Annotated in this window: 11 protein-coding genes; 1 reads left to right on the top strand and 10 read right to left on the bottom strand. The window is 42.8% G+C overall.

Annotated features, from left to right (window positions below):
- Positions 1-29: 29 nt before the first annotated feature.
- The 6 genes from QFZ80_RS07860 to QFZ80_RS07835 form a co-directional block, all read right to left on the bottom strand.
- Positions 30-932 carry a sugar phosphate isomerase/epimerase family protein gene (locus QFZ80_RS07860; RefSeq protein WP_307547671.1) on the bottom strand — a complete coding sequence of 301 codons (903 nt, stop codon included), beginning with the start codon at positions 930-932 and terminating at the stop codon, positions 30-32.
- On the bottom strand, positions 929-2,056 hold the full coding sequence (locus QFZ80_RS07855) for a Gfo/Idh/MocA family protein (protein ID WP_307555632.1): 1,128 nt from the start codon (positions 2,054-2,056) through the stop codon (positions 929-931). The genes QFZ80_RS07860 and QFZ80_RS07855 overlap by 4 nt, the downstream gene beginning before the upstream one ends.
- An 86-nt stretch (positions 2,057-2,142) precedes the next feature.
- The gene (locus QFZ80_RS07850; protein WP_307558213.1) at positions 2,143-3,135 is read right to left on the bottom strand and encodes an aldose 1-epimerase; all 993 of its coding nucleotides are present in this window, start codon (positions 3,133-3,135) and stop codon (positions 2,143-2,145) included.
- A gap of 398 nt (positions 3,136-3,533) precedes the next feature.
- Positions 3,534-5,447 carry a copper amine oxidase N-terminal domain-containing protein gene (locus QFZ80_RS07845; RefSeq protein ID WP_307558209.1) on the bottom strand — a complete coding sequence of 638 codons (1,914 nt, stop codon included), beginning with the start codon at positions 5,445-5,447 and terminating at the stop codon, positions 3,534-3,536.
- A gap of 189 nt (positions 5,448-5,636) precedes the next feature.
- Positions 5,637-5,840 (bottom strand): hypothetical protein, encoded by a 204-nt coding sequence (locus QFZ80_RS07840; RefSeq protein ID WP_307558207.1) that lies wholly within the window; start codon positions 5,838-5,840, stop codon positions 5,637-5,639.
- A gap of 322 nt (positions 5,841-6,162) precedes the next feature.
- Positions 6,163-6,933 carry a GNAT family N-acetyltransferase gene (locus tag QFZ80_RS07835; protein WP_307547678.1) on the bottom strand — a complete coding sequence of 257 codons (771 nt, stop codon included), beginning with the start codon at positions 6,931-6,933 and terminating at the stop codon, positions 6,163-6,165.
- A 308-nt stretch (positions 6,934-7,241) separates the two neighbouring features.
- On the opposite strand from QFZ80_RS07835, the gene QFZ80_RS38895 reads away from it, so the two are divergent.
- Entirely contained in the window at positions 7,242-7,883 is a 642-nt protein-coding gene (locus QFZ80_RS38895) for a CBO0543 family protein (RefSeq protein ID WP_373460031.1), read from the top strand.
- Between the two features lie 140 nt (positions 7,884-8,023).
- Here the strand turns inward: QFZ80_RS38895 and QFZ80_RS07830 are convergent, their stop codons facing one another.
- The 4 genes from QFZ80_RS07830 to QFZ80_RS07815 form a co-directional block, all read right to left on the bottom strand.
- Positions 8,024-9,001, bottom strand: a complete 978-nt coding sequence (locus tag QFZ80_RS07830; protein WP_307558205.1) for an ABC transporter permease — start codon at positions 8,999-9,001, stop codon at positions 8,024-8,026.
- A complete protein-coding gene (locus QFZ80_RS07825; RefSeq protein WP_307558203.1) occupies positions 8,998-10,551 on the bottom strand; it encodes a sugar ABC transporter ATP-binding protein in 1,554 nt (517 codons plus the stop codon). Before QFZ80_RS07825 ends, QFZ80_RS07830 begins: the two co-directional genes overlap by 4 nt.
- A gap of 106 nt (positions 10,552-10,657) precedes the next feature.
- Entirely contained in the window at positions 10,658-11,656 is a 999-nt protein-coding gene (locus QFZ80_RS07820; protein ID WP_307558201.1) for a substrate-binding domain-containing protein, read from the bottom strand.
- A 400-nt stretch (positions 11,657-12,056) separates the two neighbouring features.
- Positions 12,057-19,058: a GH32 C-terminal domain-containing protein gene (locus tag QFZ80_RS07815; RefSeq protein ID WP_307558199.1), complete on the bottom strand. Its 7,002-nt coding sequence runs from the start codon at positions 19,056-19,058 to the stop codon at positions 12,057-12,059.
- Between the last annotated feature and the right edge of the window lie 73 nt (positions 19,059-19,131).

The following is a 19,131-nucleotide window of genomic DNA, read 5'->3' as shown; positions in this document are numbered from 1 at the left end:
CTCCTTTGCCTGTCATACGATTAGGCTGATTAACAGCCGTTCTTCTTTAATTTGTCATCAAGGAATTTTTTCGCGCGTGGAATGTCCTGCTCATCCAGATGCTCAATAATGATCGGTATGTTCGGATGAAGCTTAGACAGCCTTTGCAGATACAAGTCATAATTCAGAATGCCCAATCCGGGGGCCGGAAGCTCTACCGCCCCAGCTCCTCGGAACGTATGCGATTCCACAGCGTCGATTGTGGCGTGCTTTTCGGAGGTGTCTTCGGCAGGCTTGCAATCTTTTGCATGAGCAATCTTGATTTTGTCGCCGAGCGTATTGAAAATGAGATTAAGTTCATCATCCACTTGGTGAATATTACTGTCCGTAAAATAGTTGGTAGGGTCCATCAGCAGCCCAAGACCCGGATGATTAACGTCGGAAAACAAACGTGCCAATTGATTGACCGATCCAATGACATTATTCACGTAGTTCTCTACAAGAAAGACGGAACCGTGATCATAAGCGAATTTGGCCAGATCCTCCAGTTGCCTGCACACTTCCTCATACGCTTCCTCGGTGCCATTCTTCTCGTTCCATACCCAATCGCTTTCCGTATGATAGGTGCCCGTCTCGCTGATTACGTAGGGGGTGCCTAGATCGCGTGCAAACTTTAAAAGTGTTTTCAATCCGAATAGATTTTGTTCCCGTTTCTTCGGGTCCGGATGAATAATATTGGTGTAACCTGAGATGCAGACGATTGGTAAGTTAGCGTCCCTGAAAGCATCGCGGATTGTATGGCACTTCTCTCGTGTAAGTGACTCGAAAGATAGATCCATGTCCTTGAAAGACAGATCAAGCTGAACGGAAGAGAAACCGTCCTTTTGAATTCTCGAAATTGTCTCCGCTAGCGTGTAGGGATAATACCCATTGAAAATACCTACTGAAATCATGGTTGTATGCCTCCTTCAAAAGTGTAAGATTGATACTGGCTTTCTATCTCCGTAATGGCAATCGTACGCTGTTCGGCAATGGACTTATAGCACGCATCCACAAGAGCTATCGATTTCAAGTTATCCCTGCCGCCTATTTCCGGTTCGCTATCCGTTTCTACCGCACGAAGCAGCTGCGCCATCGTTCCTTGAAACGCATCCGGAAACCAGACTCCGTCCCATTGAGGTCGGTGCCAGTGATTCGGAGATTGCTTCGTTGTGAACTCAAGTGTGCTTGGCGTTCGTTCGGGATACGACGGCCAACCTATATACCCTTGGGCGATGCCGTCTAGTCCTTCGACTCTCCATTTGATGTATAGATCCTTCTCAGTACCCTCGCCCGGCCAAGCCCACACATCATCTAAACTAGTGGCTAACAGCTCACTTGCATATTGGAACGTGTATTGGGAAATTCCGTCGATATGTTTAAACGACGTCCGAGGGTCTCTGCGCGTAACAGCGGTGATCTTCTCCGGATCGCCGAATAGATAGCGGAAAATATCGATATGATGGATACCCATATTGAGGATTTCGATGTGCTCATACTTATGCAGGAATTCCTGCCAATGAGGTATCGCCCGCATTTCAATCGTTGCAAGGACAGGTTCGCCAAGATATCCCTTGTCTAGGATTGTTTTCAGCGCCCGCATCGATTGATCGTAACGCATGTTGGAATTGACGGCGATTTTGATGCCGGCCCTTTCACAGAGTTCAACAATTTCAAAAGCTTCGTGAGCGTTCATAGCTAGCGGCTTTTGACATAGAATTCCTTTTATGTGCTCTTGCTTAACCGCCTGTCGAACAACCTCCAACTGTCGATCCGGAGGAATCGCGATATCCAGAATCTCGATCAGCGGATCTTCGATCAGTTCTTCCCATGTACGGTATACCTGCGGGATATGCCGCAATTCTGCAACAGCCTTGGCATTTTCAAACGATCTTGAGCTAATGGCGTATGGGTTAAATCCTGCATCCCGATAAGCCACGAGATGGCAGTCCCGCATAATGAATCCGGAACCGATGCAGCCAATTCGATAATCTTTACGCTTTGGCATTTCCGGTTCGATAGGTAAGTTTAAATCCATTGTCTGCACAAGATATTCCTCCTTCTTTGACCTTCCATGTGTGTTCACACCAATTAAAGCGCTTTCTATTGTTGATTTCACACCCCTTATTTCGTGGATTCTATCCATAAGCAGGTCGTAAAACTCATTTTTTCACCTGCCTTTATGCCCTTAACGCCTGTCAGTTCATGCTCATAGGGAAGATTAAACGCATCTGTGACGCATGTGTATGGCTCCAGCGAAAATGCCGATCCCCAATTAGGACGGAACAACACGACAAAAGGAAATTGACGGTCGATCTGATAGGCAATGGCATACCCGTGATCCATCATTTCAATACGGCAAATGCGATCTTCATCCTCGCTATCCATGGTCAACAGTGAACAACCGAGCTGCGGATAGTCTGAGATCTGGACGCCTTCTTTTAGAGTTCGGCTTAAGTGAGTAATTGCTGGCCTGCCCGTCACGAATGCTTCATTCGTCACTGGCCATTCCTCAGTCGTAGGAACCTTCAACACGATCTTCTCTCCGCTATCAAAAGGAACTGAAAAATAAGGATGCAGTCCGAAAGCAAAGGGAGCTTCGTCCTCCCCTTCATTCATAATCGTTCCGTTCATGTATAGACGACCCTCATAGAGACGGTATGTGAGCGTGAATGAAAGATGATGAGGGAAATAAGCTATAATATCTGGATTCAACTCATAACGGAAACGGCTGATCACAAAAGCTCCGCTTTCTAGCGTTGCCCCGTATTCGAGAACTTCCCACGCTCTGGAGCAAATTTCGCCGTGCAGATGATTGGAGGGCGGCTCGTTCAATGGCAAGTTGTACGTCCGTCCGTGAAATGAAAACCGACCATTTTTTACGCGATTGGGTGGAAACAAGATCGGAGTGCCGTATTTGAAATTGGCAAAGGGTTCATTTCTTAGCATATGTAAGCTTACCGGAGGCAAAATAACGGGATGTCCCCCGCTTTCGAAGCGAAAGAGATTGTTTCCTACCTCCGGTATAATTTCTGCGGTTGCATCACTTCGTGCGTCGTTTAAAACAATAACCGAATACCCTTCATTTATGATTGATTTTGCGGAATATCGACTCATGAGGCACCACCCTATTCAATATTCAACAATACACTGATCTGACAATTGGTATGCCCATATGGAATGTTCGCGCTTTAATAAGAAGTTATTAAAAACCTTCTAACTCAAAAGTCAGAAGGTATATTAAATAATCCTTAATTACTGCTGCTGTTTTTAACGAACTCTGAATTTATTAAAATAATAGCATGGTATTATCTGGAATTATATAGGTGTATCCTGCTTAGATGAACGAGAAGCTCAGTCAGATATACACCTAGTAATCATCGGATATTCGCGAATCCTCACCTCTCTGCTGTGGTGTTGGTGCAGCGACCGAAAACTTATAAATTATGTAGCAATAAGAAAAAGCCTTTTGCAGCAAATATTCGCGCAAAAGGCTTCCTTCCATCAGAACAGTATCATTCATTTTTATTCGTAATGTGTATTCTTCCTTCGTCGAATTGGACATTCTTGTTCAAGCTCTCGCCGACAAACCGCAGCGGCACCATGGTTACGCCATCTTTAATCATCGGAATTGTATCCAACCAGGTTGGTACGCCGTTCACATAGGCCATATATTGGTGTATCTGCAGCTTAATTTGAGTATCCCCCCGGGTCAGGGTTACGGTTTGATCCTCACTGTTCCATCCTACCTCCACACCCATGGCTTCACTGATGAACCGGATCGGCACCATAGTTCGTCCATTGAAATAATACGGTGCAACCTCCAGCTGTTGTTCTTTGCCGTTCACTCTGACCGTAGTGGAATCAATTTGCATATAAATATTTTCCAATGGACGCATCGTTCCTAAACCTTCCATTGGTGTAACGTACTCGAATTCGCCCCGGCTGTTCTTTACGTAGAAACCTAATTCAATCCTATCTTTTTTGGTCGTTATTTTATATTCAAAATCATTCATGGATTGCTTAAGATCAGCTTCCTCTTTGGACAGCGGCGCCGCTTTGCCGATTAGCCGTTCATCCTGCAAGTAGGTCACTTGCCCTCCATCATTTTTCCAATAAATCTCCAAGCCGTCCTTGCTTTTCCCTGGGGCATATTTCCCTTTAATCAGCCATGTTCCATTTTGATCCAGTTGGGTAGCCTCTACCGTTAAATTATCAACAAGATCGCGCTGCGTATCCATATAGATGATGGTTTTGGTTCCATCCGCCGTTGCAGCCGACATCACTACTCTTGTCGAATACCTGTACGGATCGGCACTGTAGGTTACGTTGAACTTGTTGTCTACGATCGGGATGGTTTCGTAGTATCCACTAACCGTTACCTTCTCTACGGAATCTTGAACTTCGCCGCTAACTTTAACATCGTACATACCTGATACCGGATCGAAGGTTGCGGTTAACGTCGTTTTCGAAATGTTAAACAAGCTGCTATTTTCCCGTTCCGTTACCGTAACCGGACCGAACCGCTTCCCTGCCGCATTGAAAACATAGTAATCCGTTCCGGGCGGGACAGAATTGATGGACGTTTTTCCATCAGACCTGATGATAGACGATCCCATCGCTATAGTCTGACCTGACTTTATGAGCATAAGACTCACCGTCGATTCAGGAGTACCTCCTTCTATGATGACGGTATTTGCGCCTCCTGTAACCTTAAGAGGATTTACCTTAATAGGACTGGCTGTTGGCATCGGTGTTGGAGTCGTCGATGGAACAGGTGTTGGCGTTGATGCCGGTGTCGAAGATGGAACAGGTGTTGGCGTTGATGCCGGCGTCGAAGATGGCGCAGGTGTTGGCGTTGATGCCGGTGTCGGAGTGGGAGTCGTAGACGTATCCCCCTGCGGCTTTTTGAACTTTATAGGTTTGGAAACTACCGTTCCCTTCGGCGTTTCGATCTCCAACACATAGTACTGCGTTTCCTTTATTGTGCCGTTATTGCTGGCGTACAAGTCCCAGTTAACCGTACCCTTATAGGTACCGACAGGCTCCTTTACATCTTTACGAAAACCGGGGTTAATGATATCGGTTCCTTGCATAATGCCAAGCAGCCATCCGGTTGTGGCACGGTTGGTCCGCCATACGCCTTGGTAATTATCCTTGCCGTAGTCATCGGTCGAACGAAGCACGACCGCGTGAATGGTTGTTTCCTCTTCTAACTTCAGCGAAAGCTTGTAGTGGCCGTCCTTGTTGCCCTCCGGCGTAAAATCCGCCGCACCGACAATGTCGGATGCCGTATCCTCAAGGCTGAATCCTTTAATCTCCACTCCCCCAGGAGCTGTCTCACCGAAAGCAGACGCAATACCGGCAGCGGTCAAACAGGCGGCCAGCACACATCCCAGCATGGTTGATAACATCTTTTTGTTCATCATTAATCCATATCCTCCTCATAAAAAGCCTCTATGGCTTTATTATGATTGATAAATCGGATAATGAGGAGGTTGAACTTTTATCCCCCCCCCCTTATGGAACAATTCTAATTTAATGGGCATTTCACAGTTCAAACACAAATGTGATGTTTCTCAAGAATTCTAACTGTTTCAAAATTAGATGGAATAATTTTAATCCCAAACAATGTTACAAAAGGTTCCCTTTTCTGCGGATTCATTCGCTTTCAAACATAATAATGCACTAAGCAGACCATCATCTAACGTGGTTGCAGATTTCTCTTCCCCGCGTAATACCTTCAGATAATTACTTATTAGCTGTTGATCCCCTCCCCCATGGCCGTCATAAGCATCCAAATCGAAATTATAAGTTTCCACTTACATGCATGCCCGACTCATACCGTAAAAGAGCACTTCCAGAATCTTCATTACCGGTGTCCACAGCAAAGCTGCAAAACTCGCCCAAATCATGATGGACAGCACTTTCCGTACAAGTATGCTTCTCTTCACATTCCCTTAAACAATAGAATAAACTGATAATAAAAGTTTAACTCATATGAAGAAATCGTATTTGTAAGTCAGATGTAAATCAGATTTTGAACACAAAGAAGGCTGCGTATCCTACGGGCAGCCTTCATGTGTAATATATTTAAGACTAAATCAATTATTATCGCTTCTGGTTCTTATAACTCAGTCATTCTTAAGTTACTTTGATTTTCAATAGTCTGGTTTTCGTGACCATACCCGCACTCTCCAGAGTCCTTTTAGAAGCTTCGTTATAGTACCAACATCCACTTACAGGCTTAATACCCTGCTTATCACACCATTTCCTTAATTTTAAAATAATGACTCTCCCAATTCCTTGCTTTCTATATGCCTCATTAGTTAACATACCTATGCTTGCTAATCCTTTGAACATCTTAGACTTCTCAACTACTCCGATTCCAAGCAACACAGCACCTCTATAGTAGGTGAAGAGTTCTCCACTGGCAATCCGCCGTTCGTATTGGTCAAGAAAATCTCCACAGATTTGTTGTATTTGTTGCAGATCTTCTAGATTAGCAGGGCGAAATGATTCATCACCTGAAACATTACTCTCTATTATGTCTGCTTGATTGTCTTGGAAAAAGTAAGCTTGTTTGTTGATTGTGAAGTCCTTATCTAACGCTAGGCTTACAAATAGTTCATCGCAGGTCGGAACGAAAAGTGAGTTCACAGTATTACGTTCTAGCACTTGGTTAAACATCTTCTGCGAGTACATTTGGTAGGGACGACTGATGTAGAATTGGGTAAGAAGTTCATTATTGTGAATTGCATAGTAACCCAGTACTTTTGATCCCTCTTGGATCATGTAAAAAGTCGAGGTTAGAATATGATCCTCCAAGAAGGAGTCAAAAGGTGAAGATAGCCCGAGGATGTATTCTTCAATAAGATATTGAATTTCATTGATAAGACATTCTTTTGTAATCATCCCAAGCCGTCCTTTCATGAGAGACTATTAGTAATTCCATAGTAAATGATGCATTTCATAAATTAAAGGGAAAGTATTCGTTAATCTAACTTGCCCGTTTAATTCCCCGTGAGTTGTCGAACATCACCAACTTTTATTAGAAATATGTTTCTCTATTTAATTCCAATTCCTTTTTTATTGTGTTAATCTGCCCTTTACTTGAATAGCAAAAGAGGAGCTGCCACAAAGCTAGCTCCTTCAGTATCGGCAATCGGACTTTTTCTTTTTACCCGACATTTTTATTGTATTCGTGTCATCACATTCACAAAATGAATAAACCTTCTTTGAATTGCGTAAAATACCGTTGTTTCCAATTATTACATCACTTACGGGACAATAACGAAGAGGTAGCTATGACCAATGAAGAATATCTTAAACATATAAAAGAATTGATAAGTAATACTGCCCAAGATAGCATCGAGTACGTAATATTGTGGAAAGAGCATGTGTTGTTTACCTGGCAGTGGTGGTTTAGCCTAGTTTTATTCGTCGTTCCGATTATTGTTTGGTTTTTTATTAGGAAAAAAAATAGCACTGATCGCTTGTTATATCCAGGCATCATTGTACTGCTCGCGGCGTCCTGGCTCGATTTTATGGGAAATAATTTTGGTTTATGGTACTATCCCTACAAACTAATTCCAAGTATCCCTCCTTACATTCCTTTTGAAACATTCATTGTTTTTGAAGTGATGCTCTTACTACAGTACAAACCAAAGTCTTCTCCTTTTCTAAAGGCGCTCATATTGGGGCTGTTTAACTCATTCGTATCCGAGCCTTTATTGAGTTGGTTAGGAATTTATGTGGTGGTACATTGGAGTAATTTCATATCACTACCTATTTACATTTTGATATATTTATTGGCGGATTATTTCTCGAAACGAAACAAAATGAATAATTTGGATGCTCCATAATAACATGACTCTTTGGTTGGGTAGCGATATTAATGCAAAAGTTCAATATTTATCTGCCCCCTCTTGCCCCCGCACTGATAAATATTGCGTTAAGTTGGGTCATCTCCAATCCATCATTTCACCACATTCAGCCCTTCCTCTTACTTATCGGTGCGGAGACGATCCAAAAGCACCGCAAGTACGATAACAACACCTGTAATAACGGTTTGCCAAAAGAAGCTAACATTTAAAAGTGTCAATCCATTTCTAATTACGCCCAAAATTAGCACACCAATAATGGTCATCTGAATTCGGCCAATTCCCCCAGCCAGGCTCGTTCCGCCGAGAACAACGGCAGCAATGGCATCAAGCTCGGCCATGCTTCCAGCATTCGGCTGACCGGAAATTAAACGCCCTGCAAGTACTACGCCAGCTAATCCCGCACATAAACCACTAATGGCATACACATTAATTAATGTCTTTTCAACCTTAATACCTGTTAATCTCGCTGCCTCTTCATTTCCCCCAATCGCATAAATATGTCTGCCAAACATCGTGTATTTAAGTACGATAAACATAACAATATAGACACTGAGCATAATGTATATGGGGGTTGGAACCGATAGGATCTTCCCTGATCCAATAAACTTAAACGGTTCCGAAGCCAGTATGGTAGGTAATCCCCCGCTAATCACGAAAGCAGCGCCTCTAATATAAGTCATACTGCCTAATGTAACAATAAAGGATGGAAGTTTGGTTCTTGCAGTCAGAAAACCATTGATCCAGCCTGCTGCATATCCCACCGCAATCCCAGCGAACATGGCAATAAAAGGGTTAACTCCTAGTTTTGACAACATTACGGATACGACGCCAGAAAGTGCGATAGTCGATCCCACGGATAAATCAATCCCGCCCGTCAGAATAACCAGGGTCATACCCGCTGCAAGAATTCCGATAACGGACGATTGCTTTAATATATTGAGAATATTCCCCGTATCGGTGAAATTAGGTGCAAAAATGGCGAGTATGATACAAATAGCAACTAACACAATTAACATGCCTAGTTGATTCCAAATTTTTCTCATGGATAATCCAACATTCATTTTTTTATTAACAATTGCTTCCATTCCAGCACTCATTTGATCTCCCCCGTTGCATAATACATGATTTTTTCTTGCGTCGCGTCTTCCCGCTGCAGGTTTGCCCGTAATTTACCCTCATGCATAACAAGTATACGATCACTCAGCGCTAATATTTCTGGCAGCTCAGAGGAAATGACTAACACAGCAAGACCGTTTTTGGCTAATTTACAAATAACTTTATGAATTTCAGTTTTCGCGCCAATGTCGACACCTCTTGTCGGTTCATCTAACAAAAGCACTTTAGGCTGGATGGATAACCAACGTGCAAGCAGTGCTTTTTGCTGATTTCCTCCGCTCAAGCTGACCACCTTTTGTTCTTTGTTTGCCGTTTTAATGCCTAATTCACTTATATACCTATCAGCTTCATTGCTTATTTGCGACCAATCTAAGAGGGCTGCTTTTCGATATTTATACATTTCAGCCATCATAATATTTTCTTTGACAGACATATTCAGGAATAGCCCTTGCTCCTTACGACTTTCCGGAACATGAGCAATACCATATCGTATAGCATCTTCTGGAGAAGAGATTTTCACCGATTGACCGTTAATCAGAATTTCACCTGCCGTTATTTCTGATAAACCAAAGATCGCTCTGACTAGTTCTGTTCTTCCTGCCCCTACCAATCCTGAAATCCCAACAATTTCTCCTGAATGCACCTTTAGCGAAATATCCTTTACATTTTTGTTATCAGATAAACCTTTAACCTCTAAAACCGGTATTTTATCTTTAATCCAGATCGTATGTGAAGGCGGTTTTTGAAATAAATCGTTTAATTCACGACCAACCATTGTCTTAACCAGATGCTCCGGATTGGTTTCGGCGATAGGAATCGTTGTAATCCACTCTCCATCACGCAAAATGGTACAACGATCAGAAATTTTAAAAATTTCATCCATACGATGTGAAATGTAAACGATCGCAACACCTTTTTGTTTGAGTTCATTAATAATAATAAACAGCTTATCTATTTCTTTGTGTGTTAACGAAGCTGTTGGTTCATCCATCACTAGAACTTCTGCTTCTATAGATAGGGCTCTCGCGATTTCCACCATTTGTTGTTGGGCAACACTTAAAGTTGAGACATATGATCTTGGATCCAATTCAGATCCGATTGATTGTAATAAGAAATGGGCTCGCTCGTGAACTTTCTTCCAGTCCACCATACCGAACTTATTTTTCGGGAATTTGGTTCCCATCAATACGTTCTCACCGATGGTTATATTCGGTGAAAGATTAAGCTCTTGATGAATGACACTAATGCCTTTCTCACGCGCTTCCATCGCATTATGCCAAGTAATCGATTTGCCTCGATACATAATCTCGCCGTTATCTGGACGGTATATCCCTGCCATAATCTTCATAAGCGTCGACTTACCGGCACCGTTCTCTCCCATTAAAGCATGTACTTCACCTTTATGCAGATCGATGTTTATGTTTTTTAATACGGTAACCCCAGAGAAAGACTTGGAAATCGCTCGCATGCTTAACACTATTGACGATTCAGAGGAAATGTTTTTTTCAACTTCCGCTTGCACAACTTCCATGTTCTCACTCCAACCCATTTATTAGTTTATATCGTTTGTTGACGATTGAATTTATACGATGTGGCACCCCCAGAAAGGGGAACCACATCGTAGGAATGACTCCATATTACCAGCCTTTATAGTCTTTAACGTTTTCTGTCGTAATGAAGTCAGTTGGAAGTTTAATTAATGGTTCCACTTTTTCACCAGCAAGAACTTTAAATGCCGTTTCAACCGCAATTGTAATCATATTAAAAGGATTTTGTGCTGAGCTTCCAACATAGCTTTTGTTTTCTTTCAGTGTAGTCACTGCATCCGGAGATCCATCCACACCGACGATAAACATTTCCTTGTCGCGACCTGCTTGCTCTGCAGCAATTTTGGCGCCAATACCTGATGGATCATTAATAGCAAATACGGCATCAATTTTCCCTTTACCGTTTGCTTGTAGAATGGTTTCCATTTTTCCTAGTGATGTTTCACGATTGCCGTTACCATTTTGATTAGCAACTATCTTAATTCCCGGAGCTGCTTTGAGAGCTTCATTAAATCCTGCAATGCGGTCTGTTACAGCAGATACTGGCGGACCGTCTAGTACGGCAATATTTCCTTTTCCATTCAACCTTTTAACTAAATATTCACCTGCTATTCTTCCTGCTTGAACGTTATCGGAAGTTACACTCGCATTAACGCCACCTTCAGAAATTGTATCGACAGAAATGATTGGAATACCTGCAGCTTTAGCTTGACCCACTGCTGCTGCAATACCTTTGGTATCTACGGAGCTTAGAATAATCATACTTACTTTTTTGGTAATAAAATCTTCGATTTGGGCGGTTTGTGTCGCCAAATTATCTTCTGCACTAACGGCGATAACTTCACCGCCGTGTTTCTTAGCAGCTTCAGCTGCACCTTTGGACATCGCTACAAAGAAAGGATTGCTTAAGTTTTGTACCGTCAAACCAATAACTACTTTTTTCTTAGGTGCCGGATCTGCTGCTTTAGCTGCGCTAGCTGTTTCTGCTGGCGCCCCAGTTGCTGCTGCGGGTTTGGTTTCCGCTGCTTTACCACAAGCCGAAAGTGCAAATACAACAAAAAGCAATAAGATCATTTTCATGTTTTTCATATTCAAATTCCTCCGAATTATTATAATTTTTTAAAAAATAAGTTTGGCGAACAATAGGAAGATATGTGATAATTAAAGTGTAAAACTCTTTAGTATGTTCTTTTCTCCCTCCTTTTTTTTGGATACAACCAAATCCCCCAAATGAAGTCACGCACGATTGACACTAATTACTTACCTAAAAGTAGTCTCACCTCCCTAAAAGAGTGAATGGTTGTTTGATGTGTCTTAATCATACCTGTGATAAAAACAAAAAATAATAGAAAATCCTCTCGTAACTGTTGAAATTTCTCTACTAAACAAAAAAGCCCTGGCCTGTTATGAATCAGGCTAGGGCTATATCTTGTTACTTCTACTACCTCTGAAAACTTATACTCTTCACACCAATTCGTCTTGGTTGCGCTTATTCCTGTATCAATAATCGGTAAAGCACTACAGCCGTCTCAGCCCTCGTCGTATGATCGAATGGATGAATCTTCCCATTGTTTCCTTCAATAATATGGGATTTCACAAGAGAAGAAACACTGTCAATGGCATATGACGAAATATCATTACTATCCTTGAATACAGTCAAATCCGATTTTGTACCTTTGGCTGCATCGCGTTTCGCTGCAGCCATCGCTCTATTCAGCATAACTATCATATCCTGCCTTGTAATGGAAGCATTCGGGTTAAAGTGGCTTCCATCTATGCCATTAGTAATACCCAGCTTTGTGGCGATGCTGACCGCTTCATAATAATAATCATCCGATTTAACATCATCAAAGTTGGAATCCGCTTGGGCCGTTAATTCAAGTGCGCGTACAAGCAGCAGAATAAAGTCTGCCCTTGTAATATCCTCTTGCGGAGCAAAAGCTATCTCTGTTGTGCCTTGAATAATGCCTTTGGATGCAAGGAGTTCGATCTGCTTTTTAGCCCAAGCATAATCATTAAGATCATCAAAGGACTTATTCACATAAGCAATTGCATAATAGCTGAAATGGATCGTTTTAAAGATCATTTCACCCGTTGCTTTATTAAATTTGGCATTTGGAACAGGTGCGATGCTGCCGGATGGCTCCAGATACCAGACAACTAAATGATCCGTATTGTTCATTTCTTCTGCTACAGGCGTGTAATTGATAGCTACCTGAACAGGAGCATCCGCATTACGCCATGGAATAACTTTACCATTCAAAGTGGCAATTAATTCAAGAACAGGTCTTTCTCCGATTTCAGATTGTGCTGCATCATGATCCGCATGAGTCATACTTAATACAATGTTGTCATTCTCATTGAACGCGCCTTCGGTAAACATCTGACTCGATAAAGTCATTGTGCCTATTGGACTACGAATTTCAAATTGTCGATTAGCATGATTACTCGATATAAACGTAGATGGTATCTCGATGCTGTACCCTTTAACATCATCCGCTTTATCCAATTCGATTGTTATCTTTTTGGTGCCTTTAGCGTCAATCCCGGCTGCATCCAACGCTTTATTCAGCGTCTCTTTCGAAACTTTACCCACAGCAATTCTATTAATTAAACTAGTCGGAACAACTAGTCGGCCCTGATTGTTTGGCGTTGTGCCCACCCCTGTAGTTACTGGGGGCTGCGGCGTAGGGTCTGGGTCTGGGTCTGGGTCTGGGTCTGGGTCTGGGTCTGGGTCTGGGTCTGGGTCTGGGTCATTTGATTGTAAAACCGTGACAGAAGCTGTTGCCACATGTCCTTTATACGCAGCTGTAATCAAGGTTTGACCCGGTCGCTTCCCATATACGATGCCGGCAGCATTCACAATGGCTATAGAAGGATCAGAGCTTTTGAAGACTGCTTGGTCCGTAACAATTTGTTTGCTTGTTAGATCTCCATATCCATATACGGTTAATGGCATACCCTGCAAACCTCCATACACGATTCCCGTTACAGAGTTGTTTACATCATGAATGGCACCGCCATATACCGCTTGACTTACAGTTTCAGTCATTGGACTTAAAACAAGAGCCGATACAATGGTTGGGAGGGTTCCATTCGTTTCAAGCGTGTAACTTCTTTTATCCATTTGAAGCTTCTTGATCGACCTATCCGCCCAAATGCTGTCAAGCTGATAAATACTTAAGGAGTTGACGTTCACTTCCCCATTTTTTGCATAAAGCTCAAGTCCCTTACTGTTCGAATCAGGGAATATTTGATCTGTGAAAACTCCTCTTCCATCATTTGCAAACACTTCAAGGGTATCCTCATCCACGAAGATATGAAGTTTAATTTTGTTATTTTCCGGAATGAGAGGAGCTTCTTGTCGGACAGGGACAATATCACTTACTTCTGGTCCTCCTGAATGTGTGCGGTCTACAAACACTTTTCGACTCAAAGTGTCATACCCGATCACTGTCTCCTGCGTATCGGACTTACGAACCTTGAAGCCAAATTCCGCTGCATCCTGCAAATCAAATTCCGCGACAATTTCCATTGTGCTTCCATATACAGCTTGCAGGACATTGTGACCCGGTTGAACTTGGAAATTGTTCCACTGCAGAACCGGCTTTCTTAACTGTTCCAGCTGCTTAACCGGCTCTTGAACTAGACGAATTCCATCAGCAGTCGTCTTAAGCTCAATGGTGCGTGGAATGCTCATTCCACCCCGCCAAGTACTTGTAGGCGTATTGCTCGCATATCTCCAGTTATTCATCCATGCGATCCATATTGGTCTTCCTTGCTCGTCTCTAATATTGTCCCATGTTACTGCCGCATAAAAATCTGAACCAAAGTCAATCCAATTGGATTGTTCAGGAGTTGGCAGTTCATCCGGTGTAAAGGTTTTACCATCGAACGTGCCGATAAAATACTGCATGCCCGACCCTTTACCTGGAGGTTGAGGATCTGTTTTGATGTTTCCGTTACCGTCGCCGCCACTAATAATCATAACCCATTTCTTGTTGTTCGGATCTCCATCAATCGAAAGCTCGATCAATTCAGGACATTCATAGATACCGAAATGTGAGCCAAGACCGCTATAACCGAATGAGCTTTCATAATTCCATTCTTTTAAATTTGTCGATGAATACAACTCGACCTTATTACCAACTGCTAATTGCATGATCCATTTTTGAGTGTCATTATGCCAGAATACTTTAGGATCCCTGAAATCCGGCGCATTGCCCTTCGGCTCCCTTAAATCCGCTGCAGCATCTGGCAACAGGACTGGATTTCCATCATATTTGATCCATGTTCTGCCTTTATCCTTACTGTAAGCAATACTCTGCACCTGTTTCGCCCCATTTTGAGTATAGAACGCTACCAGACCTGATCCTTCTTCATTAAAGAATCCAGATGTGTTATTCGCATCGTATACAGCACCACCAGAGAAAATAGCACCGTGCTCATCAGGCGCCAAAGCTACTGGAAGCTCTTCCCAATGTGTAAGATCTTTACTTACTGCATGCCCCCAATGCATCTTATCGAAGGCAGGAGATGTGGAGAATGGCGTATGCTGGAAAAACAGATGGTACTCTCCATCAAAATAGACCATACCGTTCGGATCATTCATCCAATTTTTCTCAGGTGTAAAATGGAACTGTGGTCTGTATTGTTCTAAGTATTTTTCACGCGGAATACTCAGTTGAAAATCATCTACACTCATATATCCGAAAATCCCTGAAGTTTTATTGTCTACAACTTTAAAATATACTTCTTCCCCCAGGTAAGCTGAAGCATCCCATGTAACATCCTGAAATATGTCTGAGTCCGATCCTGTGGCTCTAAACAGTTCCATATGATCAGAAGCTCTGACTAGAGCTACATGCAGTTGAGCAGCATCTTTGCCTCCAGCGACCAAAAAGCTCAGAATACCAGTCCCTGTAAATTGGAATACTTTGGATGACAATGTACCTGTCAAGGCAGGGTTACTCACTTTATTCCCGTTCACATAATACGTTCCATAGTTTCCATTCCCGGGTAAATTTGAGACAGAATCTGCGAATGCTTCACCTTCCAGCGTCCACCCAGACAAATCGCCAGTTTCAAAATCAGGGTTTTCCAATTGTGAAACAGCATTCACTGTCACAAAGCGATCCAGGTTGAGATGTCCCCATCCTGCAGTTGTTTGATCCACAATCCGGAAATACAGTTCTTCACCGGCATACGGGGTAGCGTCAAAAACATGCTCTGAATATTGTTCATCACTATTACCTGTAGTCGTGTAAAGAATCTCGCCTGTTCGATCCCTTACTAGCGCAACATATAAGTTGTCAATATCCGAACCACCGCCCAACAGGAAAGTTAATCTTCCCGATGTAGGGATATTCTTATCGCCCAAAGCGATGAAATGGCTGGATTCCATAATTCCCTTTCTGCCATCTCCACCGCCATGAAACCCCCAGAGATGATAAAGTCCATTGTGCTTAAATGGCTTTGTTCCCCAGAATTTATCCTGCGTAGTAATCGTATTATCGAAAGCGTTACCCTCAACGACCTTCCAACCACGCAGGTCTCCGCTTTCGAAATCGCCATTCATAACTTCATGAGACACATAGTAGTTGAAATCATCGACATGGATATGACCTGTCGTTGAGTTATCGACAATGGAGAAATAAAGCTCTTCGTTTATAAATTTCGAAGCGTCCCAACTAACGGTTTGATAACTCTGAGAGTTGTGACCTGTTGCTCTAAACAATTCTTTATGGTCGGATGCTCGAACTAATGACACATAAAGATGGTCAACGTCTATATCTCCGCTAATTTTAAAATTAACAGTCCCTGTCCCGGCCAGCCTGAATATACTGGATGTTAAAGTGCCTGTCGCTTCGTTATTTCCGACAACATGATAATTGCGCTGTTGCCCGTAGGCATTTCCCGAAGAATCAGTGTCCTGATCAGAAATTGAAAATGCGTTTCCACCTTCTGTCCATCCTGATAAATCTCCTATTTCAAAATCTTCATTATTCATCACATAGGAAGGAGAACCTGTATTACGAACATGGAAATCGTCGACATTCAAATGTCCTGTTAGACTATTGTCCATAACTTTCAAAAACATCTTTTGCCCTAAGTAGGCTTTGGCATCCCAAACGATCCGTCGAAGAGATTCAGGGTTTACCGCACCATTTGCCGGTGTCTCACTGAATAGGATTGAATCGTCTTCCGCGTTTACTAACGCAACGTAAAGATTATTCGGATCATGATGACCGCTTAACATAAAGTTAATTTCACCGTTGCCGCCAAGTTTAAAGACTGACGATTGGAGAGAGCCTGTTCTTGCATTCGCATTACCCGAACCGGCGCCAGCTAAACCTTGAATATAGTAATTGCCTATTTGGTTGATTGGGTCTTCACCCGACATTGTCTCAGCGGAAGCAGTTCCTGTAAAAGCATCACCTGCAGCTTGCCAGCCCTCTAAAGTGCCTGTTTCGAAGCTTGGATTCAAGATATCGACCGGATCGTTATTGAATACATGAATATCGTCAAGGTTAACATGCTGCCACCCGCCGCCAGGCACGCTATCCACTGCTTTCAGATACACTTCCTCACCTATAAATGCAGAAGCATCCCACACAACTCGATCGTACCCCTCAGAGCCTGCATGAGCTGTATGCGTGGATTTGATCAGTTCTTTCCCGTCAGAAGCACGAATTAGCGCAACATACTCCGTTTGGGGGAAATTACCTCCGCCTAGCATGAAATTAATTTCACCATTCCCACCTAGCACAAACGTGCTTGATTGGATACTGCCTTCCTTCCAATCGTCACCCCAGAAGTGATACTCACCGACTTTATTAATCGGGTCAGGATGCCAGTAATTTACTTCAGAAGTGACTCGACCAGGTGCCTCAGTGCTCGTAACAGTCCAACCCGTCAAGTCGCCCGTTTCGAAGTCAGGATTCACAATGTCATGAGGCAGATTATAAACATGGATATCGTCAATATTCACGTGCTGCCATCCGCCTGCTGCTATCTGGTCCACAAGCATTAAATAGACTTGCTCACCTAGGTAAACCGAAGCATCCCAAGTCACTCTTGCATACGCCTCAGAATTTGCAAATTGTGTATGATTTGCTCTCATCAGTTCCGTATTGTCAGAAGCACGCATTAAAGCAACATACTGCGTATCGAGATCTCCGCCACCCATCATGAAATTAATCTCGCCAGTTCCACCAAGGACAAACACACTGGATTTGATAGATCCTTGCTTCATGTCATCGCCCCAAAAATGGAACTGACCTGTCTTATTAATCGGAATTCCATACCAATAATTTACGGTTGGCGAAACTTGACCGGGCGCTTCTCCGGATACAACGGTCCATCCTGTTAAGTCGCCTGTTTCGAAGTCAGGGTTCACAACGTTATGAATTGTATTATATACGTGGAAATCATCAACATGGATGTGTCCTTGACCCAGATCAACAGCTTTCAAGTAGACCACTTCGCCTAGATGAGCGGAAGCATCCCATATCACTCTTTTCATGGATTCGGGACCGTCACCTAGAGAAGAACCGGTTGCTCTGTATAATTCTGTATCATCGGACTCTCTGACTAGAGCAACATAAGTATGATCCATATCATTCGATCCGCTAATAAGAAAGTTTACTTCGCCTGTACCTTCTAGCTTGAATGAGGTAGACTGCAGAGAACCTGACTTCGCTTCTGCACTTCCGGCATCACCGGTCAAGCCGGTTACAAAGTACTTTCCTTTTTGATAATAAGAGGTTTGATCCTCACCATAAGCTACCGCGTTTGAGACTGAAAAAGCATCGCCCTTAGCGTTCCAACCACTCAAGTCTCCCGTTTCGAAGCCTGGATTCTCAATACTATTCGTTACATTGTACACTTGAAAATCGTCCACATTAATGTGCTGACTTGTGCTATTGTCCACAACTTCAATATAGAGATCTTCTCCTATGTAATCTTGAGCTTGCCAATTCACTCGTACATATCTCTCAAATTGATCCGGCAATGCGAACCCCGCGCTTTTAAACAAGATTGTTTGATCAGAAGCGCGAACGAGAGAGACATACAGATTGTCGATATCATTGCCTCCGCCAACCAAGAAGTTAACTTCACCATTCCCGGAAAGCCTGAACGTACTCGATTTCAACGTACCTGTTCTTGAATCTGAGATGTTTTTGCTGCTATCGCTTGGATCTATTGCCTCCGGATTCCATCCCCATGCATGATAAGTCCCGTTCTGTTTAAAAGTATGGTCTCCCCAAAAATGCTGTATAGATGAGGGAAGATCGCTAAATGCATTCCCGGTTGTCATCCATCCTGATAGATTGCCGGCTTCAAAATCAGGATTTTCAATTGTGACCGGATGTTGTAAAGCATTCGCGGCTGTTGATATTCCACTAAAAGAAACAACATTAGAAAATAACATTAAACTAGCTAAACCTAACGCAACATTACTTTTTACCTTTCGGGCGCTAATCGCCATTTTTGTAACCCCTTTCATTAACCGGTGTTTTTTTTCGTGTCTTCATCATACCTTCGATCAAAACTAAAAATAA

It is taken from the genome of Paenibacillus sp. V4I7, from assembly GCF_030817275.1.
In the GTDB taxonomy this organism is placed as follows: Bacteria; Bacillota; Bacilli; order Paenibacillales; family NBRC-103111; genus Paenibacillus_E.
This window is presented reverse-complemented; position numbering and strand designations above follow the sequence as displayed.